The following is a 17532-nucleotide window of genomic DNA, read 5'->3' on the forward strand; positions in this document are numbered from 1 at the left end:
TTAATTCGATCGGCAAGTGGATTCTCCGTCCGAAAAATCATGCCACCTAGGTCGCCAGTATAATTGCATACAGTATATCGCGGTCAACTGTAAAATTTTGTTAAAAAGCGGTCGGAGTTTCCCGGTGTTCTAAGATGGAGGAAGTCTCCGGCAGGGGGCAAAGGCGAAACAACTGCTGTTCCAGAAACGAGTCAAACTTTTATGCTGGGATAATGAGTAAAATATCTAACAAAATTCGATCGGCAGCGGCTCAATTGAGTCAAATGTATAAACCATCACTAACATTGGTTAGGTCTGTATTAATTGCCAGCGCGGCAGTAACATTATCCTTGATGGGGGCCAGACAGCTAGGAATACTCGCTCCAGTAGAATTAAGCGCTTACGATCAAATGCTGAGATGGCGTCCCGACGAAAAGCCAGACCCGCGCTTGTTAGTTGTGGGGATTACCGAAGCAGACATTCAGAAATTGAAACAGTGGCCGATATCCGATCGCAAAATAGCTGAAGTATTACAAAAACTCGAAAAAATGCAGCCTGCTGTCATCGGTTTAGATGTACTGCGAGACGTACCTTTAGGAGACGGGCGCGAGGAATTAACCAAAATTTTACAAAAAAGCGATCGAATTATTGGAGTATGTTTAGTCACCGACGGAAGCCCGGATAATCCCGGTTCTCCGCCTGCGCCGGGGCTGCCACAAAACCGGGTAGGATTTGCAGATTTCGGAGTCGATCCGGGCGGCATACTCCGCAGAGCTTTATTATTTATGAAACCGCCGACAATAGAGGGCAAATCCTCGGTGGAAAAACATCTTTGTAATGACAATTCTCAAGTTTTATTTTCATTCAACCTCCAGCTAGCACTCCGCTACCTGCAAGGACAAAAAATCTCTCCCAAACTGGCACCAGATCAATCTTTATGGCTGGGAAAAACCCAATTAAAAAAATTAGAAAGCAATGACGGAGGATACAGAAATACCGATGCCAGAGGATATCAAATATTAATTAACTATCGTTCGAGGCAGCAGGTGGCAAACCAAGTCAGAATTACGGATGTTTTAGAAGGGAAAGTTGACCCGAATTTAGTTAAAGGTAAAATAGTGCTCATCGGTTATACCACAGAAACCGTTAAAGATTTCTTTTATACTCCTTACAGTGGGCGACAGCAAAGTAAGCAATTCATGCCGGGTATTGTGGCACACGCACAAGTAGTCAGCCAAATTTTGAGTACAGTTTTAGACAACAGACCGATGTTTTGGTTTTGGCCGGAATGGGGAGAAATCTTGTGGATTGCGGCATGGTCAATTGTGGGAGGAACCTTGGCATCGCGGATGGCTCACCCAGTGCGGTTGGCGGTGACATTCGGAGCAATACTGTCTGGGTGTTGCGCGATTAGCTTTGGGATTTTTCTGTTGGGAGGGTGGGTGCCTGTGGCAGCCCCAGCCTTAGCATTAATCGTAACTGGCGGTAGCATAGTATCAGCAGACAGATTTAATAAAGCCGGATACGGAAAAGCAATTAGCGATCGAGTAAAACAAGCCTTCAAAATCGAAATAGACCAAGCCAAAAAAGAACAGCAAGTCGCAGAAATCACAGAATCTGATTTCTTTAAAGAATTGCAGCAAAAGAAAGATAAACTGAGGATTAGCAAACAAGAAACCTCTGAAAAAGCACCTTCCGATCCCCAAGAAATAACTGCTAGTAACGCAGAGCTTGCCAAAGGGCAAAGTCAGGCAGATGAATACTTAGCTCAGTTGCAGGAAAAAGCCACACAGCAGAAGCAGCGCGCCGCCGTGACTGAATCGGAAAGCGGCTCAAAAACGGTTACCCCGATCGATGCGGGCGGCGGTGCTAGTTTAGCCGAAACCAAACCAGATGACGAGTTCAGCGATTTGCAAGCCAAAGCCAAACAGATGCGGGAGCGCAGGGGCGCAGAAAAGAGGATAAAAGATGAAAAAATGGATAGTTTAACAGACAAGGAGGATTTGGGGGACAAGGAAGAATGACAGAGAACTCGACTGCATCGAGAATTGCATCATAATGGGTTCTCGCCGTTTCTTACCCTCATACGCAGATCATGTCCAAAATCATCTCTGTCCACTCTTACCGGGGCGGAACTGGCAAATCGAACACGACAGCAAACCTGGCATCTATTATCGCTCGCGGTGGCAAGCGGGTCGCCATTGTAGACACAGACATTCAATCGCCCGGGATTCACGTGCTGTTCGGTTTCAGCGAGAGCAACATGGATCGCTGCCTGAACGATTACCTGTGGGGCCGGTGTCCGATGGCGGATACGGCCTACAATGTGAGTTCGCTGCTGCCAAAATTAGCCAGTAACGGCAGCCTCTACCTGATTCCTTCAAGCATTAAAGCAGGCGAGATAGCGCGAGTTTTGCGCGAAGGCTACGATGTGGGGCTGCTTACCGACGGCTTTCAAGAACTGATCGAGGTTCTGGACTTAGACTACCTATTTATCGACACGCACCCGGGGCTCAACGAAGAAACCCTCCTCAGCATCACCATTTCCGACATCCTGCTGTTGATTCTGCGTCCGGATCAGCAAGATTTTCAGGGCACGGCTGTCACGGTAGATGTGGCCCGCAAATTAGAAGTTCCCAAGATTTTGATGACGATCAACAAAGCCCCAGAATCCCTAGATTTTGAGGATTTGAAGCAGCAAGTAGAGAGTATTTACAACATCCCAGTTGCAGGGGTGCTGCCCCACAGCGACAAGATGATGCTTCTCGCCAGCAAGGGGGTGTTTGCCCTGCACTTCCCTAAAGATCCTCTAACTAAGGTGGTGGAAGGGATTGCGAAACAGATTGTGGGATAATTGGTGCAGCGAATGTCGATCGCCCGCCCAAGAGTGAGTTTCGATCTCAATTCCTCCCGAGCGATGTCCTCCTGCGTATCCGGCTGCCGGCGGAGGAACTTTCAAAGGCGAAAATATTTGGTTAAAGACTCAGGAGAATGGCGACAAAATGAGATACAAATAGATTATGAGAATTTGTTAAAAAACTTTAGGAGGAGAACTCATGGATTTTGACTTCCGCATACTAATAGTATTGCTGCCCGTATTGTTGGCGGGCGGCTGGGCTGCGTACAACGTCGGCACTATAGCTCTCAAACAAGTGCAGAAATTGTTGAACAAGCAAGCTTAAACTCAGCCTCTTTTCAGGTAATCCCGCAGCCGACTGTTTATTGAGATACAAAAACAGCCGGCTGATTTGTGCATTGGCTCTGCTGAACTAATGGCTGATTTTTGGCAAGCGGGCAATTTACGGCCCCAGAGAGATGGGGCAAAAGCAAAAGAAAAGTTATATTAAAAAGCTTGCCATAAACTGGGTGCAATTGACAAAAAGACGTCTTTGCAGCAGGCGATCCCCGGTACAAGAACCCGGTTTATTCGCGAGGCGATCGCGTAACTTCAGATTTTGATGTTTTGGGCTCTCCTCTACACTTGTGAGTAGAACCCAAAACAAATATTTGGCAAGCACGTTCCCGCAGAAAATATGAGACAATCACAAAAGTATTTGCCCTGACAATCGCCCTAAAAACTGCGAAGTTTAACTTGTAGGGAATATCGGTCAAATTGTCAATGTTTAATTCCTATATCTTTAGATAGATTATGCTTTTTCCCCGATCGAGCGGCATTCTACTCCACCCCACATCCTTTCCCAGTCGATTTGGCATTGGGGACATGGGAATAGAAGCATATCGCTTTATTGACTTTTTAGTAGAGAGCGACCAGCAATACTGGCAGGTATTGCCGCTGGGGCCGACAGGATACGGCAATTCTCCTTATTCGTGCTATTCAGCAATGGCGGGAAATCCGCTGCTGATCAACCCAGAACTGCTGCGGGACGACCAATTGCTCGCCGATGAAGACTTCGCTAATTTACCAGAATTTCCGCTCGATTATGTAGACTTCGAGCGGGCGATCGCCCTGAAAGTGCCTTTGCTCAAAAAAGCTTGCGAAAACTTCCAAGCCAAAGCATCGCCGATCCAGCAAAAAGAATTCTCAGCTTTTTGCCAAAGCAAAGAGAGTTGGCTGGAAGATTACGCCTTATTTATGGCACTAAAAGACAACTTTGGCGGTGTTAGCTGGAACAATTGGGAACCAGAAATTGCCCGTCGAGAACCCGAGTCGCTAGAGAAGTGGCGCCAGCAGCTAAGTGCTGAGATTTATTACTACAAATACGTCCAGTTTGAGTTTTTTCGCCAGTGGACGGAGTTGAAACGCTATGCCAACCTGCGGGATATTAAAATTATTGGAGACATTCCGATTTATGTAGCTCACGACAGCGCGGATGTGTGGTCTCATTCAGAAATATTCTGCTTGGATGAAGCCACAGGAGAAGCAGCTTTAATGGCCGGAGTTCCCCCTGATTACTTCAGCAGTACAGGTCAATTGTGGGGCAACCCCGTCTACAATTGGGAGAAGTTGCAAGCAAATAATTTTGAGTGGTGGGTGCAGCGTTTTGAAGCGATTTTCGCTTATGTAGACGTGACTCGGATCGACCACTTTCGAGGATTTGAGGCTTACTGGGCGGTGAAACGCGGGCAAGAAACTGCGATGTACGGAGAGTGGATTAAAGCGCCGGGAATAGCTTTGTTGGATGTAATTAACGAGAAGTTTGGCAACTTGCCGATTATCGCTGAGGATTTAGGGGTAATTACTCCAGAAGTAGAAGCTTTGCGCGATCGATTCGAGTTTCCGGGAATGAAGATTTTGCAGTTTGCTTTCGGCGCGGGCCCTGGCGATCCTTTTTTGCCTTTCAACTACGATCGCAACTGCGTAGTTTACACCGGCACCCACGACAACGACACGACTGTCGGCTGGTTCAATCAACTGCAAAACTACGAAAGAGATGAGGTTTTGCGTTATTTGGGCTGCATCGATCCCCAAGGAATCCACTGGTCTTTAATCCGCATGGGTTGGATTTCTATTGCTAATATGGCAATTGTGCCGTATCAAGATTTGTTGGGTTTGGGTACGGACGCGCGGATGAATTTTCCGGGGAAAGCAGAGGGAAATTGGGGATGGCGGTATCGGCCCGAAGCTTTGAATGGGGAAGTGGGCGATCGGCTCAAAACCATGACTTACATCTCCGGTCGCGCTCCAAATAAAAATTGATCGTCTGGAATGGGTAGTTGGTAATTGTTAATGGGTAATATCAAATCTGTTAGCATCAAAATTATTCATATCTCTCTTCTCGACCTCTGCGTGAATCTGCGTCAATCGATTGTCATCTGCGGCCCGAGAAATTAACTTTTTTTAACCGCAGATGAGGGCAGATTAACACAGATTAACGCAGATGAATTAGATCGATTCCGTTTGCACCATTCATCCGTGATTGTTGACTGTTGACTGGATTTGACTATTCCGATGCAACCGGAATCGATCTAATTTGTAATTGTTAATGGGTAATTGGTAATTGGTAATGAGTCAATAAAGACGGACATTCTAATTAAAAGCCGTGGACTGCCAGCCATTACCTATTCCCGATTACCCATTAACACTTACCCTTCATTTTTTGGCGGTGTTGCAGGCTTGAGGTCGTCTGCTTTAAAAACTACTTCTTTGACGACTCCAGGAACTCCGAGTTGTTCGGCTTGTCCGTTATTGACGGCAACCATTACCCCGCCGGCGTTACCAGCTACAACTACCAATTGCTTTTGAGCCTGCCAGGTGCGTACAGTTCCTGAAGGCAAAATTCCCTCAAACTCTGTTTTGCCATCGACTTCAACCTGCATCCACGATTCGGCTTTAAAAGTGACGCTAACCATAACTGGTTTATTGCCAGATTTATCTAAATTTTGACCTGTTCTTGCTGCTTCCACAGCGGCGTAACTATCCGGTTTCTGATTTTGTGAGGCGCTCGATCCCTCAGCAGCTAAACGTGCTTGTTCTTGCTGCCCAAGCGCTAGTTCTTTGGCTCCCGCACCGTTTTTAGCGGTCACAGAACCGCCCATCAACTGAGATAAGACATTGACCGAACAGATAATTAGAAATGTGTAAAAGAGGTAGAGGTGCATCGGGCGCAACTGAGGCCCATCTTGCCAGGAGAGCTTGGTTCTCGATCGGGCTGGCGGTTCGATCGGGAAAAAGTCGGCAAACTGAGTTCCGTCCAAACCCATTGCTTCAGCGTAGCGCTTGATCAAACCCTGAGTGTACACGGGTTCGGGAAGTTGGTCGAGTTGACCGTCTTCGATGGCTTGCAGCAGATTCCGCCGAATCATTGTTACCACAGCTACTTTGTCCAAACAAATCGACTGCTGTTCGCGGTACTGGCGGAGTTGAGCCCCTATTTCCGCTAGCTTCTTCTGAGCTGGTTCTGGCTCTTGGGAGTGCAGTTTCTTCTTAGTTGTTTTGAAGAATAAAAACAATAAATTCTTTGTCATATGCTGTGCTCCTGGGATTTTACTGGCACGCTTATTGATGTTAGGTTGACTAGATTCCATAAATAAATAATTTCCGAATCTTCTAGGGGTCGGTAGCAGCCCGGTGGCAATATTGGCAATTCGGGCCGCTGCAATTGAATCGGGCCGATCGCTGTGCGGTGCAGCCCCACCACGGGATATCCCAACTGCTCGGCTGTTCGCCGAATCTGTCGGTTCCTGCCTTCTGATAGAATGACTTCTAACAGAGTTTTGTCTCGCGCGCGATCGAGAACTCTCACTTTCGCGGGCAAAGTCTTTCTGCCTGACAAGATAATGCCGTGACGCCACGCTTCCAGTATGGGTTCCGGGGGATCGCCGAGCACCCAAACATGATAAGTTTTGGCGATCGAGTGACGCGGATGGGTCAAACAAAATGTCAGCTTACCATCATTGGTGAGCAAGAGGGCACCGGTGGAATCTGCATCTAAGCGTCCTACGGGGTGGATGCCTTGACCCGAGCGCAGTTGGGGCGGCAGCAAGTCGAGAACTTTCGATCGGGCTCTGGGGTCGCTGCAAGTAGAAACGACGCCTGCCGGTTTATTGAGCAACAGATAAACCTGTGACGGTCGATCCGTTGGTTTTACCGGGACTCCATCGACTTCGATCAGATCCCGATCGGGATCTGCTTTTTCTCCTAAGCGAACAATATTGCCATTAACTCGGACTCGTCCAGCTACAATCATCTGTTCTGCAAGACGGCGAGAGGCAATGCCCCACTGGGCGAGGATTTTTTGCAGCCTTTCATCTGACATGACGGGAGTGTGGAAACCCCCAACGAGCGAGCGGTGGGGGAGGAAACACGACAAGGTTAATTGATTAACCGATGCTGGCAATGCTCAATTCCTGCTTGGGAATAAATTATAATCCTCGACCAATCCTTAGGGGGCGTTACGCCCTGTAAGAATTGTCCTGATGGCATGACCCTGAATGTTGCGCAAAAACTACGAGGAAAAGACTCGCCGCAGGAACAGGCTTGCACCGTGGGTTTGCGACTGGTTTTAGAGGTGTGGGTCTGACCAGACCCTAAACCAACACTACCATAAATCCCGTACTGCTGGTTAAATTTATACGCTCGATCGCAAATTTTTCCTGGGGATCGCACAACTCGCGAACTAAGGAAAGATCCCAAGGGGGGAAAGGGTGATAATTTTGCTGCTTCTGGCGTTGCTGAGGCGAGATTTCTGCTTGGTTTTGGAGTTAATAGGAGTTGAGCTCATCAACCCGGTTTCTTATAAAAATATGAGGTTTACGGCGATATATCTGTGAATCAAAGGGGTTTTTGAGGCCTGACGCGCAAGTTCTAGTTAAATTTCTGTGCTTGAATATTAAGGTTTATATTCTGAAATTATTTATGACTGTCGATCGAAACTCTCATCAATTTGACAATAGAGATGGCGCTGCTGGCTCTGGTGGGACTGTTAATCTCGGCGAGGAGCCGGGGAGACCTTCGCCGAGTCAAGGCAGCCGGATCGCGAGCGCGGTACTGTCTCCGGCGGTGCAGTTGTGGCTGCGATCGCAAGTTCAGCAGGTGGACGACTTGAAGGTGAAAATTGAGGGGAGCGATCGACAAATCTTCAGCGGTGCGATCCCCAAAGTCACGGCTGCCGCTCGCGGTGCTGTGTATAAAGGACTACACCTAACAGAAGTTGCGATAGAGGGCTGCGGCATTCGCATCAACCTCGGTCAAGCTCTCAAAGGCCAACCCCTGCGCCTCCTGGAATCCGTTCCCGTGACAGGCGTTTTGAGGCTCAGTCAAGCGGATTTGAATGCGTCGCTGAAAGCGCCTTTGCTTGCTGATGCTTTGAGCGAATTTTTGCTGCCAATGCTGCCGCTGACAGATAGGGAACAGTCGCTGAAGTTGCAAAATTCGCAGATTGCTATTGAGGCGGGTTTGTTAACGCTTTCGGCGACAATTTTGCGCGCTGGCGGTAGGCAAATTCCTTTGGTATTGCGGACTGGTTTGCGGATGGCCAGCGGTCGCGAATTGATGTTTGAAGCACCAGAAATCGAAATGGATGGAGAATTAAAGGGCAGTGATTTCAATGGTTTTAAAATTGATTTTGGACCGGAAGTTGAGATTGAAGAGTTGATTTTGAGTCCGGGGGAGATTGTGTGTCGGGGAAGAATTAGAGTTTTGCCTTAGTTAGTTAACTGTTGACTGTTGAGTGTTGACTGTTGACTGTTGACTTTAACCTTCCACGCAGAGCTTGGGAATACATACCCAATTCCCAATTCCCAATGCCAAATTCCCCCTTCCCAATTCTCAATTCCCAATTTGCAATTCCCAATTAGCGGGCGATCAAGTAAGAGTCGATCGCGGGCAACAGTAAAGTGACAAAATAGTAGACTAAGGGCGCGGTAAAAACATAACTGTCGGTGCGATCGAGAATGCCGCCGTGACCGGGGATCAACTGTCCCGAATCCTTAACGCCGGCGTCTCGCTTCATCATCGACTCAGTTAAATCTCCCAACAAGCTAGCAACGCCAATCAACAGACCAAAAGCAGCCCCAGTATACGGCCACCCCGGCCAGTGCAAATACCAAGACCCAGCGGCGGCCACGGCGATGCTGCCGCAAACTCCAAATACGGCACCTTCAACGGTTTTTTTGGGGCTGATGTGGGATAGGCTAGTGCGCCCGAAGAATTTGCCGACAAAATAAGCTCCAATGTCAGCGGCCCAGATGCAGAAGAAAGCCAGCAGCAGCGAAGTCAATCCTAAAGATATATGGCTAGAAGTTGTCCAAGACGGGGATGGGTAAATGTTAACCGGCAAATTGCTTGCTACTGCTTGCGAAAGTTGAGTTGTAGCAAGATTGGCTGGGTCGAGGCCGACTCGCAGCCGTACCCAATAGCTGGGCAAATAACCGCCGTAGAACAATCCTAAAACTGAGGAGGCAATATCGGCGATCGTAGATAATTTAGGTTGGAATAACAGGTAGAAACAAATTAAGGTTCCCGCTAAGGGGAACATGGCATCTACGAGTTCCGGTGCTAGGGCGGCAGTAATTAATAGCCCTTGACTGACGGCTAAGGTAGTTTTGGCAGCGGGTGCAATGCCTTTAGCCCTGGCTAATTGAAAATATTCCAATTGACCTAGGTAGACGATGACTCCAAAGCCGAGGGTGAAGAACCATCCCCCCATAATAATCATTCCCAAAGCAAGGGCGATCGCAACTATTCCACTGAGGATACGAGACCAAGGCATAAATGAATTTCTCTTGCAGACGGCGGCGGGTCATTCGATTTTAGATTTTGGATTTTGGATTTTTCAAGAGCACGAGTTTCTCACTTGCACAGCTAACCCCCATCCCCAATCGGCGATCCAAAATCTCAAGTCAGGCGGTCAATCCAGCTATGGTCGCCCCTATTCTTAAGTATGAAGGTTAAGTGAACTTAAAAAAGATTAAGAATTACATAATTAATTCGTGTATCCCTGTCAAAATTCTTGTCATGCCTTCTTTTTCCTTCTAATCCAGCTTTTCGCCGCTGAGAATAAATATGGGATTGACGGCGGCAAAGGTTTGACTCAAACCGCGAGTCTCCAAGCGGTTGACCGCGGACTGAACTACTTCGATGTTGCGGACTTGCAACTCGGCGAACCCTTCGGAAAGGGCGTAAAGATTCTCTAAATTCGAGGCTGTGGCGACAACTCTACCGTGGGGTTGCAAGTACCGCCAGACTTCTTGGAGAATGGCTTTAATGGGGCGACCTCCTTCGATGCAGACTCGGTGGGGGGGTTGGGGCAGGTTTTCCAGGCATTCCGGGGCACTGCCTTCTATGACTTCTACGTTGTTGAGCTCGAATCGATCGCAATTTCTGCGAATCAAGCTTGCTACTTCTTCGTCCCTTTCGACGGCGATAATCCGACCTTTGGGACACAGCAAACCTGTTTCTACGGCGATCGTACCAGTACCTGCACCGATGTCCCACACGACTGAATCTGCTTGCAGCCGCAGGTGGGAAATTAACAGCAGTCGGACTTCTCGCTTACTCATGGGAATTCCCGGTAAACGTTCAAATAAGTCATCCGGGATGCCTGGAGTGACGTAGGGCCAAAGCATAGTTATATTTTTGAATTTTGATTTTTGATTGAAGCAAGACGGCAGTTGGAACTCGCAGAAGAAATATAAATTCTCCCTATTTCCCCCAAGCCTTAATATTTACTGTCGCACAACCTTGAGAGTTTGGAGGTTTCTATCGCTACAACCTGTGATTTTGCCGCCGGCAGCAAGGATTTGTTGCAGGTAGTCAACGGCTTCTGGGGTAATGATTTCACCGGGCATCAGGACTGGTATTCCTGGGGGATAGGGACAGATGAGTTCGGCGCTGAGTCGATCGACTGCTTTGTCTGCGGGTACTGTTTCCGCTGGGAAAAAGAAAGCCTCGCGGGGGGAGACGAGAGGGGGAGAGTGGGAGAGTGGGAGAGTGGGAGAGTGGGCAAATCTTCCATCGGACATCGGACTTCTTCTCTCGGACTTCTTCTTTCTGACTTCTTCCTTCTTCCTGACATCCGTTACATCCGTTACATCCGTTACAGAATCCGTTGCCGAACTTCCTTCTTCCTTCTTCCTTCTTCCTTCTAAAAGAGTACAAGCTTTAACTAAATTGTCAATATCTGATTCTGTATTTCCCAAGCTGATAATAAATGTTAAATGTCGGGGCATGGGAAGTTCTGCGGTAACGCCGAGTTGAGAGTGCAGAATTTCATCGGCGGCAAATCCTGTAATTCCTAAATCGGATACTTTTACTGTTAGCCTGGTGCGGTCTAATGCTGCAAAACCCGGTGTATTTAACGGTTCTAAAACTGATAAGCCGGGAATTTGACTGATGCGCGATCGCGCTTTTTCTGCTAGCTGTAAAGTTTGCCCCATTAACTCTTTGCCGTGGAGTGCGATTTGTTGGCGGGCTGCGTCTAGGGATGCTAATAGTATGTAACTCGGACTGGTAGATTGTACAAGCTGCAATGCTTTATTTAATTTTTGGATATCTATGCGATCGCCCTTGACGTGCAGCATCGATGCTTGTGTCATTGCACCCAGGGTTTTGTGGATGGATTGTACTGTTAAATCGGCACCGGCTGATAGTGCTGGTTCTGGCAAGTTTGGATGAAAGTTAAAGTGCGCGCCGTGGGCTTCGTCTACTAATAACGGTATGTTGTATTGATGGGTAATTTGGGCGATCGCCCGCAAATTCCCGCAGACGCCGTGATAGGTTGGGTAAACTATCATTACTGCTTTGGCGTCGGGATGTTGTTCTAATGCGGAGGCTGTGGCTTCTGGGGTGATGCTGTTGGCAATATCCCAATCCGGGTTGTACTCGGGATTGACAAAAATTGGAATTGCACCGGATAAAATTAAACCTGAAATCGCCGATGAGTGGATATTTCGAGGCAAGATAATTTTATCTCCTGGGCCGCAAGTTGCTAAGATGGCGGCGATTATTCCGCAAGTCGAACCGTTGGCCAAAAACCGAGTTGATTTTGCTCCAAATGCTGCGGCTGCTAAGTCTTGAGCTTCGGCAATTGCACCTTCTGGGTTAAAGAGATTATCTAATTCCGGCAATTCCGGCAAATCCGATCGAAATACTGCCGCACCGAATAAGTCAATTAGCGCCCCTGAGATTCCTTGTCCGCCTTTGTGTCCGGGGGCATAAAATGGGGCGTGCGGGTGATTTGTGCGATCGCGCAAGGCATTTAATAGAGGCGTTTGTTGTTGAGGGTTTGCTAGTGACACGCTTAATCCTGATTGCTGTATTTGATCTCTAAGTAGAGCGGTATGAAAAAACCATAATATCTTGTTGTAGGGGCGGGTTGAGCCAATGTCTTTACTCTCACGCAGTTTATTTCTGTACTCACGCGCCCTCGCCATCTAATGTTTATTTGTAACCACATACTTAGTTTAATACCAAAGGCATAACTTTCTCTGGAAGTAACAGTTAATTATAGTTATTTAGATAGATGTCTTCGCCGTAATCTTTAGTTTATAATTATGAGATAGAACACTACCACAACTCAGTTATCTTTGTTATAAAATATAGCGAGGAGTGGCGAGCAAATGTTTTTGAAACATCTCTATTCGCGAGCAAAACACTAACATGATTTATCCCACTCCAGATCCATTTCCAGGCCCGCAGATTCCCAGCACCGAACCGGGGCTGCCGACTATACCCGCATCGCCACCCGTGCCGGGCCCTGTTCCCGAACCCATTCCCGGACCAGTACCGGAGCCGGTACCTGCACCAATTCCCCAGCCAATTCCTGAACCGGTGCCGGAAACTGTACCTTCGCCAATTCCTCAGACAGTGCCGGGGCCAATTCCTCAGACAATCCCTGAACCTATTTAAATTATGTTTTAGTCGATCGCGAAATTTAAGATTGTTTGTGAGGTCGATCGCAAAAACCGGGTTTCTCCAAAGTCGCCAATCTTTTTGTTGAATATCAGACTTGAAAAAACTCGGTTTTTGCCTAAATTATCAATTAATTGAAGTTGAGCGCAGTCTCTTTACAAAGGTCAACAGCCTCCAAATCAGTGGATTTGCCGTCAGAGTATTCGGCCCTGACATCAAAAACACAGCCCGCATCCGAGCCGCCGTAGTCAGCTTGATTCCACTCAAAATCTGCCTTTTCCCGATCGGCAATCGAGCCGTCTAGCTCGTTTTCTCCCCAAGTATCCTTATCGGGAGCAGAAATATAAACGGCTGTCATCGTCTTGCCGCTGTTGTTAATCACCGAAACTTTGACCATCTCAGCGAAAACGCTAGCTGCTGTCAGCGCTAACAGGGGCAGCGAGAGTCCCGGAGCGATCGTTACTTTGCTTAACAACTTGTTAATCCTTTAGCTATCTACCTCAAGTTAGATATTTATTCAAGCTTAGCTGTAGAAGTTAGAAGGGACAAGTCAGATATATTGCTATTTCTTATGATATTTTGATACAGTGATATGTTTCTAAATACCTATGCTCACCGCCGGAATTGTCGGATTGCCTAATGTTGGCAAATCTACCTTGTTTAATGCTTTGGTTGCTAATGCCAAGGCGACTGCTGCTAATTTTCCTTTCTGTACGATCGAGCCAAATACGGGTATCGTGGCAGTGCCAGACGAACGGTTGAAGGTGCTGAGCAATATTTCCAATTCCGCGCAAACTGTGCCGACGCGGATGGAGTTTGTGGATATTGCGGGTTTGGTGAAGGGGGCGAGTCAGGGGGAAGGACTGGGAAATCAGTTTTTGTCTCACATTCGGGCTGTAGATGCGATCGTCCACGTTGTCCGCTGTTTTGACAATGATGATATTATTCACGTTGCCGGTTCTGTCGATCCCCAGCGAGATATTGACATTATCAATCTCGAATTAATTTTAGCAGATTTAGCTCAAATTGAACGCAGGCTCGATCGCACTCGCAAGCTGGCCCGCAACAACAAGGAAGCTCAGGCCGAAGTGGATGTACTCGAAAAATTAGTCGCGGTTTTGAATGCGGGGAAACCGGCGCGGCAGTACAGTTTCACAGATGAAGAAGCTGAATTAGTTAAAGGTTTGGAATTACTGACCAACAAACCAATTATCTATGCTGCTAACGTGTCTGAGGACGATTTAGCAACGGGAAATAGCTATGTCGAACAAGTGCGGAAAGTAGCAGCTAAAGAAAATGCTAAGGTTGTCATAGTTTCGGCGCAAGTTGAGTCAGAATTGGTGGAGTTATCCGAGGAAGAACGAACGGATTTCCTAGAATCTCTGGGAGTAAAAGAAGGTGGCTTGAAATCTCTGATTCGAGCTACTTACGAATTATTGGGTTTGCGGACTTATTTTACTAGCGGGCCGAAAGAAACTCGCGCTTGGACGATTATCGCGGGAATGTTAGCACCGCAAGCTGCGGGGGTGATTCACTCGGATTTTGAACGGGGTTTCATCCGGGCCGAAACTGTAGCATATGAAGATTTGGTTGCTACGGGCGCGATGAATGCAGCTAAGGAAAAAGGCTTAGTTCGCAGTGAAGGAAAAGAGTATATTGTACAAGAGGGGGATGTGCTGTTGTTCCGATTTAATGTTTAGCTTTTTTAAGGAGATGAACACATGGATATTGTTTCGCTGGCAATTGCTTGGCTGGTAACTTCGGTGAGCTTTTTTATTATTTCCAAGTTGCCCATCGGGGTGGACATTGACACTTTTGGAAAAGCGATGATTTCGGCTGCCGTTTTTGGATTGCTGAATGCTTTGGTGCGGCCGCTTTTTGTGGTTTTGGGTTTTCCATTTGTGTTGGTAACTTTTGGTTTGTTTATGATTGTGATTAATGCTGCTATCTTTGGATTGGCGGCTTGGCTTGTCGAAGGATTTCGCTTGCGGTGGGGAATTTGGAGTGCTTTGCTGGGGGCGATCGCCCTCGGTTTTATCAACTCTTTGCTCTATCAGGTGTTGAGTACGCTGCCTAGTTTTCGCTAGTTAAATGTAACGCGCTGGGCGGAAAGAAGGGGCGGGTTTATTTATCCTGTTGGTCATAGCAAATATTTCGGTTGAAAAAGGTTTGTAGTTGCGCTTAAGCGCCGACCGGCGCTGAAGCGCAACTACAAACCTAAAAATTGCTTGAAGACTGTGCCAGTTTGCCTTAGTCCTGTAGTTATTATTAGCCTTCGCAGTAGTCGATAAATTTGTCTGGAACTAGACGCAATTCGCCCGATCGAAAGCGCTCGATCGGCATCCAAAGTGCGGTAAATACCCACTCTCCGTCTGCAAAGGCTAGACTCTCCAATCCATAAAATTTGGGATCGACAAATTCGCACTGATAGAGTTGTATTAGTTCGTGTCCTGCCTGACCATTAAAAATAAAAAGATTTTCCAAACAAGCCAAATATTTGATATTTGTTAACTCGGCTTTAATTTCTTCTTGAAACTCTCTTTGCAAAGCGTCGATGCTGTGTTCTCCGAATTCTATGCCACCGCCCAGAGCTCGGTAAAATGTGTCTTGTTTGACCGGATCTTCGCATTCTGACACGAAGATGCGATCGCCCGATCGAATTAATCCTAAAACAATTACGCGAACTTTACCTTGCATAATTAGTCATCAGTCATTAGTCATTAATCATTAACTGGTTCCTAGGCTCTGCCTAGGAATCAATGTCCAGAGGCTCTGCCTCGCTTTCGGAGCAGGAAAATAGGAGGCAGAGCCTCCAGATATGTGTTACCAGGCAGAGCCTAGTAACGAGTAGAATCCGCCGCTAATGAGTAATGACTAATCACTAATTATCAGCAGCAAAAGCCTCTCGACGGCGACTGTTGTCAACGGGCCAGTCTGTATTTTCCCCGCCAATAATGAGTTTTTCAATCGTTACGAATTCTTTGCTGAGTTGCTGGAAAACATTAATCAAAACATCGAGGCCGATCGCATCGCTCGTGCCCAAATCAAACCAGCAGCGAGCCCAAGAACCTTGATACTCCATTTCTCCCATATTGTGCATTAAAGCCATCATGCTTTGGTCGGCTAGATTAACATCGTAATTCATCTGACTGATATCTAAGCCTTCATCTTGAACTTGCAAATTTTCCGCATTAAATCCTCCGAGTTTTCCCAAGAAAAACCAAGAGTCAAACACTTCTTCAACATACTGTTTTTCACCGTTTGAAGGCACGTTGCTGAACTTCAGCCAAATCCAGAGGTCAAAGGGGTTAAACTCGCGAAACTCTACTTGCATAGTTTTTTGGTGTTTTTATAGTGGTGGTAAGGCTGTCGGTCCCCAGACTCCATCTGCATCTCTAATTTTATCGCGCATCGGGTCGCAGGCGCGAGATTGGCTGTCGAGACGGTTACGGGTTCTGCACTGCTGAAAGAAGATTTCGGCTACTAAACTGCGCGGCAGTTGGTCGGGTTTTGCTAAGGCTGCGTCGAAGTTTTTTCGGGCTTCCTCAAGTAAGGTTTTGTTGCCCTCTTTCCCCTGGGATTGGGAAAACAAAATTTGTGCTTTTAGATAGAGAACTTCGGGATTATTTGGGGTTTCTGCTAGCGATTTGTTCGCAAATTCTAAAGCGCGATCGTACTTTTTTAAGTCTCGATAGCCTACTGCCATGCCGCGATAAGCTAAGTAGCGGGGAGAGGCTTTTTGTTCCAGTCTTTGAATGGCTTCGTTGGGGTTGGAAAAGGGCAGGTTTGTGGCTAGAATTAAGTCCATGTAGCCTTTGATCAGGTTAAGTTCGGGGTCGTTGGGCGCTATTTTATCGGCGGCCTCTAGGTATTGAAATACTACTCGCAATTTACTCAAAGCTTGGGGCGCGCCTTTGGCTGTTCCTTCTTTGGCTATAATGTGCGACCCTTCTAGAAAGTGACCGGCTGCTGTGTAGATGTTGCCGCGCAATGGATTAGTTTTAGTCAATTTTTCGCCGACTTCGCGGGTTTTTTGTGCGTAGGAATTCATCGAGTTTAAGTCCTGCTCGATGTATGATAGGGAGGCTGCCATTGCATAGGCTAGCGGCTCGTTTGGTTCGGCTGATAGTGCTTGTTGAATTTGAGTTTTTGCTTGTTTGTAGTTTCCTTGCTGAAACATTGTTTTGAAAGCGGTTTCGGTGTTGGGGCCGATCGCCTGCGGGTTGCTGTTGCGAAAGGGATCGCCCGCTACTGCCGAGTTAATGCAGATGCTGAGGGCGATCGCGGCTGCACTGGCGATCGCCCGCACTGTCTGTTTAGAACTTAACATTTGCTTGCCCAGCGATGCTAAAGGGGTTTTCGTCATCGTCAATTCTCTCAATGGAATATACTGTAAACTAGAAACAAGAGAGTTAAATTTTCAGACTCTCGGGTCGCAACCAAAAAAAGAGTGAAATTTGCTTGATTTTTTCTAGCTGTTGCGGTATATTTTAATAATGGAACTGTGAATTTTAATAGATAAACAAACTGATTTCCATTATTAAAATATACCATGAAAAAACTAAAAAATCAAACGCCAATTCTGAAAAAAAAGAAAATTTTTGTTAAGATTTCTGTAAAATAATTGTGTGCGAGCGGCAACAACCAGAAACAGCCTTAACTATTAATAGCACAAATCCGTTAAATCCGTTAAATCCCGTACACTGTTAGTTAGCGAACTTCCTTCTCCCCAATTACCAATT

The 17532-nt window shown here is 47.0% G+C and carries 17 protein-coding genes; 8 read left to right on the plus strand and 9 right to left on the minus strand.

The window, feature by feature from the left end; translation table 11 throughout:
• Positions 1-212 precede the first annotated feature (212 nt).
• The 4 genes from E5S67_RS01350 to malQ all read left to right on the plus strand — a co-directional run bounded on the left by E5S67_RS01350 (position 213) and on the right by malQ (position 5137).
• Positions 213-2003, plus strand: coding sequence for a CHASE2 domain-containing protein (locus tag E5S67_RS01350; RefSeq protein WP_172184713.1), 1791 nt, complete (start codon positions 213-215; stop codon positions 2001-2003).
• Between the two features lie 71 nt (positions 2004-2074).
• On the plus strand, positions 2075-2833 hold the full coding sequence (locus E5S67_RS01355; RefSeq protein ID WP_172184715.1) for a MinD/ParA family ATP-binding protein: 759 nt from the start codon (positions 2075-2077) through the stop codon (positions 2831-2833).
• Between the two features lie 202 nt (positions 2834-3035).
• On the plus strand, positions 3036-3161 hold the full coding sequence (locus tag E5S67_RS01360; RefSeq protein WP_172184717.1) for a photosystem II protein Y: 126 nt from the start codon (positions 3036-3038) through the stop codon (positions 3159-3161).
• Between the two features lie 467 nt (positions 3162-3628).
• On the plus strand, positions 3629-5137 hold the full coding sequence (gene malQ, locus E5S67_RS01365; protein ID WP_172184719.1) for a 4-alpha-glucanotransferase: 1509 nt from the start codon (positions 3629-3631) through the stop codon (positions 5135-5137).
• A gap of 386 nt (positions 5138-5523) precedes the next feature.
• Here malQ and E5S67_RS01370 read toward each other — a convergent pair whose 3' ends face one another.
• Complete coding sequence (locus tag E5S67_RS01370; RefSeq protein ID WP_172184721.1) at positions 5524-6405, minus strand: helix-turn-helix domain-containing protein; 882 nt, start codon at positions 6403-6405, stop codon at positions 5524-5526.
• A complete protein-coding gene (locus E5S67_RS01375; RefSeq protein ID WP_172184723.1) occupies positions 6402-7196 on the minus strand; it encodes a pseudouridine synthase in 795 nt (264 codons plus the stop codon). The genes E5S67_RS01370 and E5S67_RS01375 overlap by 4 nt, the downstream gene beginning before the upstream one ends.
• Before the next feature lie 599 nt (positions 7197-7795).
• On the opposite strand from E5S67_RS01375, the gene E5S67_RS01380 reads away from it, so the two are divergent.
• Positions 7796-8587 (plus strand): LmeA family phospholipid-binding protein, encoded by a 792-nt coding sequence (locus tag E5S67_RS01380; protein ID WP_172184725.1) that lies wholly within the window; start codon positions 7796-7798, stop codon positions 8585-8587.
• Between the two features lie 145 nt (positions 8588-8732).
• Here the strand turns inward: E5S67_RS01380 and E5S67_RS01385 are convergent, their stop codons facing one another.
• The 3 genes from E5S67_RS01385 to E5S67_RS01395 all read right to left on the minus strand — a co-directional run bounded on the left by E5S67_RS01385 (position 8733) and on the right by E5S67_RS01395 (position 12177).
• On the minus strand, positions 8733-9650 hold the full coding sequence (locus E5S67_RS01385) for a phosphatidate cytidylyltransferase (protein ID WP_172184727.1): 918 nt from the start codon (positions 9648-9650) through the stop codon (positions 8733-8735).
• Positions 9651-9912: 262 nt separating this feature from the next.
• Entirely contained in the window at positions 9913-10506 is a 594-nt protein-coding gene (gene cbiT / locus E5S67_RS01390) for a precorrin-6Y C5,15-methyltransferase subunit CbiT (RefSeq protein WP_172184729.1), read from the minus strand.
• A 99-nt stretch (positions 10507-10605) separates the two neighbouring features.
• On the minus strand, positions 10606-12177 hold the full coding sequence (locus tag E5S67_RS01395) for an aminotransferase class I/II-fold pyridoxal phosphate-dependent enzyme (protein WP_172184731.1): 1572 nt from the start codon (positions 12175-12177) through the stop codon (positions 10606-10608).
• 361 nt (positions 12178-12538) lie between these two features.
• Here E5S67_RS01395 and E5S67_RS01400 point away from each other — a divergent pair, with 361 nt between their 5' ends.
• Entirely contained in the window at positions 12539-12787 is a 249-nt protein-coding gene (locus E5S67_RS01400) for a gamma-aminobutyric acid A receptor, epsilon-like protein (protein ID WP_172184733.1), read from the plus strand.
• Positions 12788-12920: 133 nt separating this feature from the next.
• Here E5S67_RS01400 and E5S67_RS01405 read toward each other — a convergent pair whose 3' ends face one another.
• Positions 12921-13265, minus strand: a complete 345-nt coding sequence (locus E5S67_RS01405) for a hypothetical protein (RefSeq protein WP_216670125.1) — start codon at positions 13263-13265, stop codon at positions 12921-12923.
• 133 nt (positions 13266-13398) lie between these two features.
• Here E5S67_RS01405 and ychF point away from each other — a divergent pair, with 133 nt between their 5' ends.
• A complete protein-coding gene (gene ychF / locus E5S67_RS01410) occupies positions 13399-14490 on the plus strand; it encodes a redox-regulated ATPase YchF (protein ID WP_172184735.1) in 1092 nt (363 codons plus the stop codon).
• Between the two features lie 21 nt (positions 14491-14511).
• Positions 14512-14877 (plus strand): phage holin family protein, encoded by a 366-nt coding sequence (locus E5S67_RS01415; RefSeq protein ID WP_172184737.1) that lies wholly within the window; start codon positions 14512-14514, stop codon positions 14875-14877.
• A gap of 181 nt (positions 14878-15058) precedes the next feature.
• On the opposite strand, the gene E5S67_RS01420 is transcribed toward E5S67_RS01415, so the two are convergent.
• The 3 genes from E5S67_RS01420 to E5S67_RS01430 form a co-directional block, all read right to left on the minus strand.
• Positions 15059-15487, minus strand: coding sequence for an NUDIX hydrolase (locus E5S67_RS01420; protein WP_172184739.1), 429 nt, complete (start codon positions 15485-15487; stop codon positions 15059-15061).
• 184 nt (positions 15488-15671) lie between these two features.
• Positions 15672-16124: a DUF3531 family protein gene (locus tag E5S67_RS01425; protein WP_015174552.1), complete on the minus strand. Its 453-nt coding sequence runs from the start codon at positions 16122-16124 to the stop codon at positions 15672-15674.
• Between the two features lie 15 nt (positions 16125-16139).
• A complete protein-coding gene (locus E5S67_RS01430) occupies positions 16140-17156 on the minus strand; it encodes a Sll0314/Alr1548 family TPR repeat-containing protein (protein ID WP_172184741.1) in 1017 nt (338 codons plus the stop codon).
• Positions 17157-17532: the final 376 nt, after the last annotated feature.

Source organism: Microcoleus asticus IPMA8, assembly GCF_013179805.1.
Taxonomy (GTDB): Bacteria; Cyanobacteriota; Cyanobacteriia; order Cyanobacteriales; family Microcoleaceae; genus Microcoleus; species Microcoleus asticus.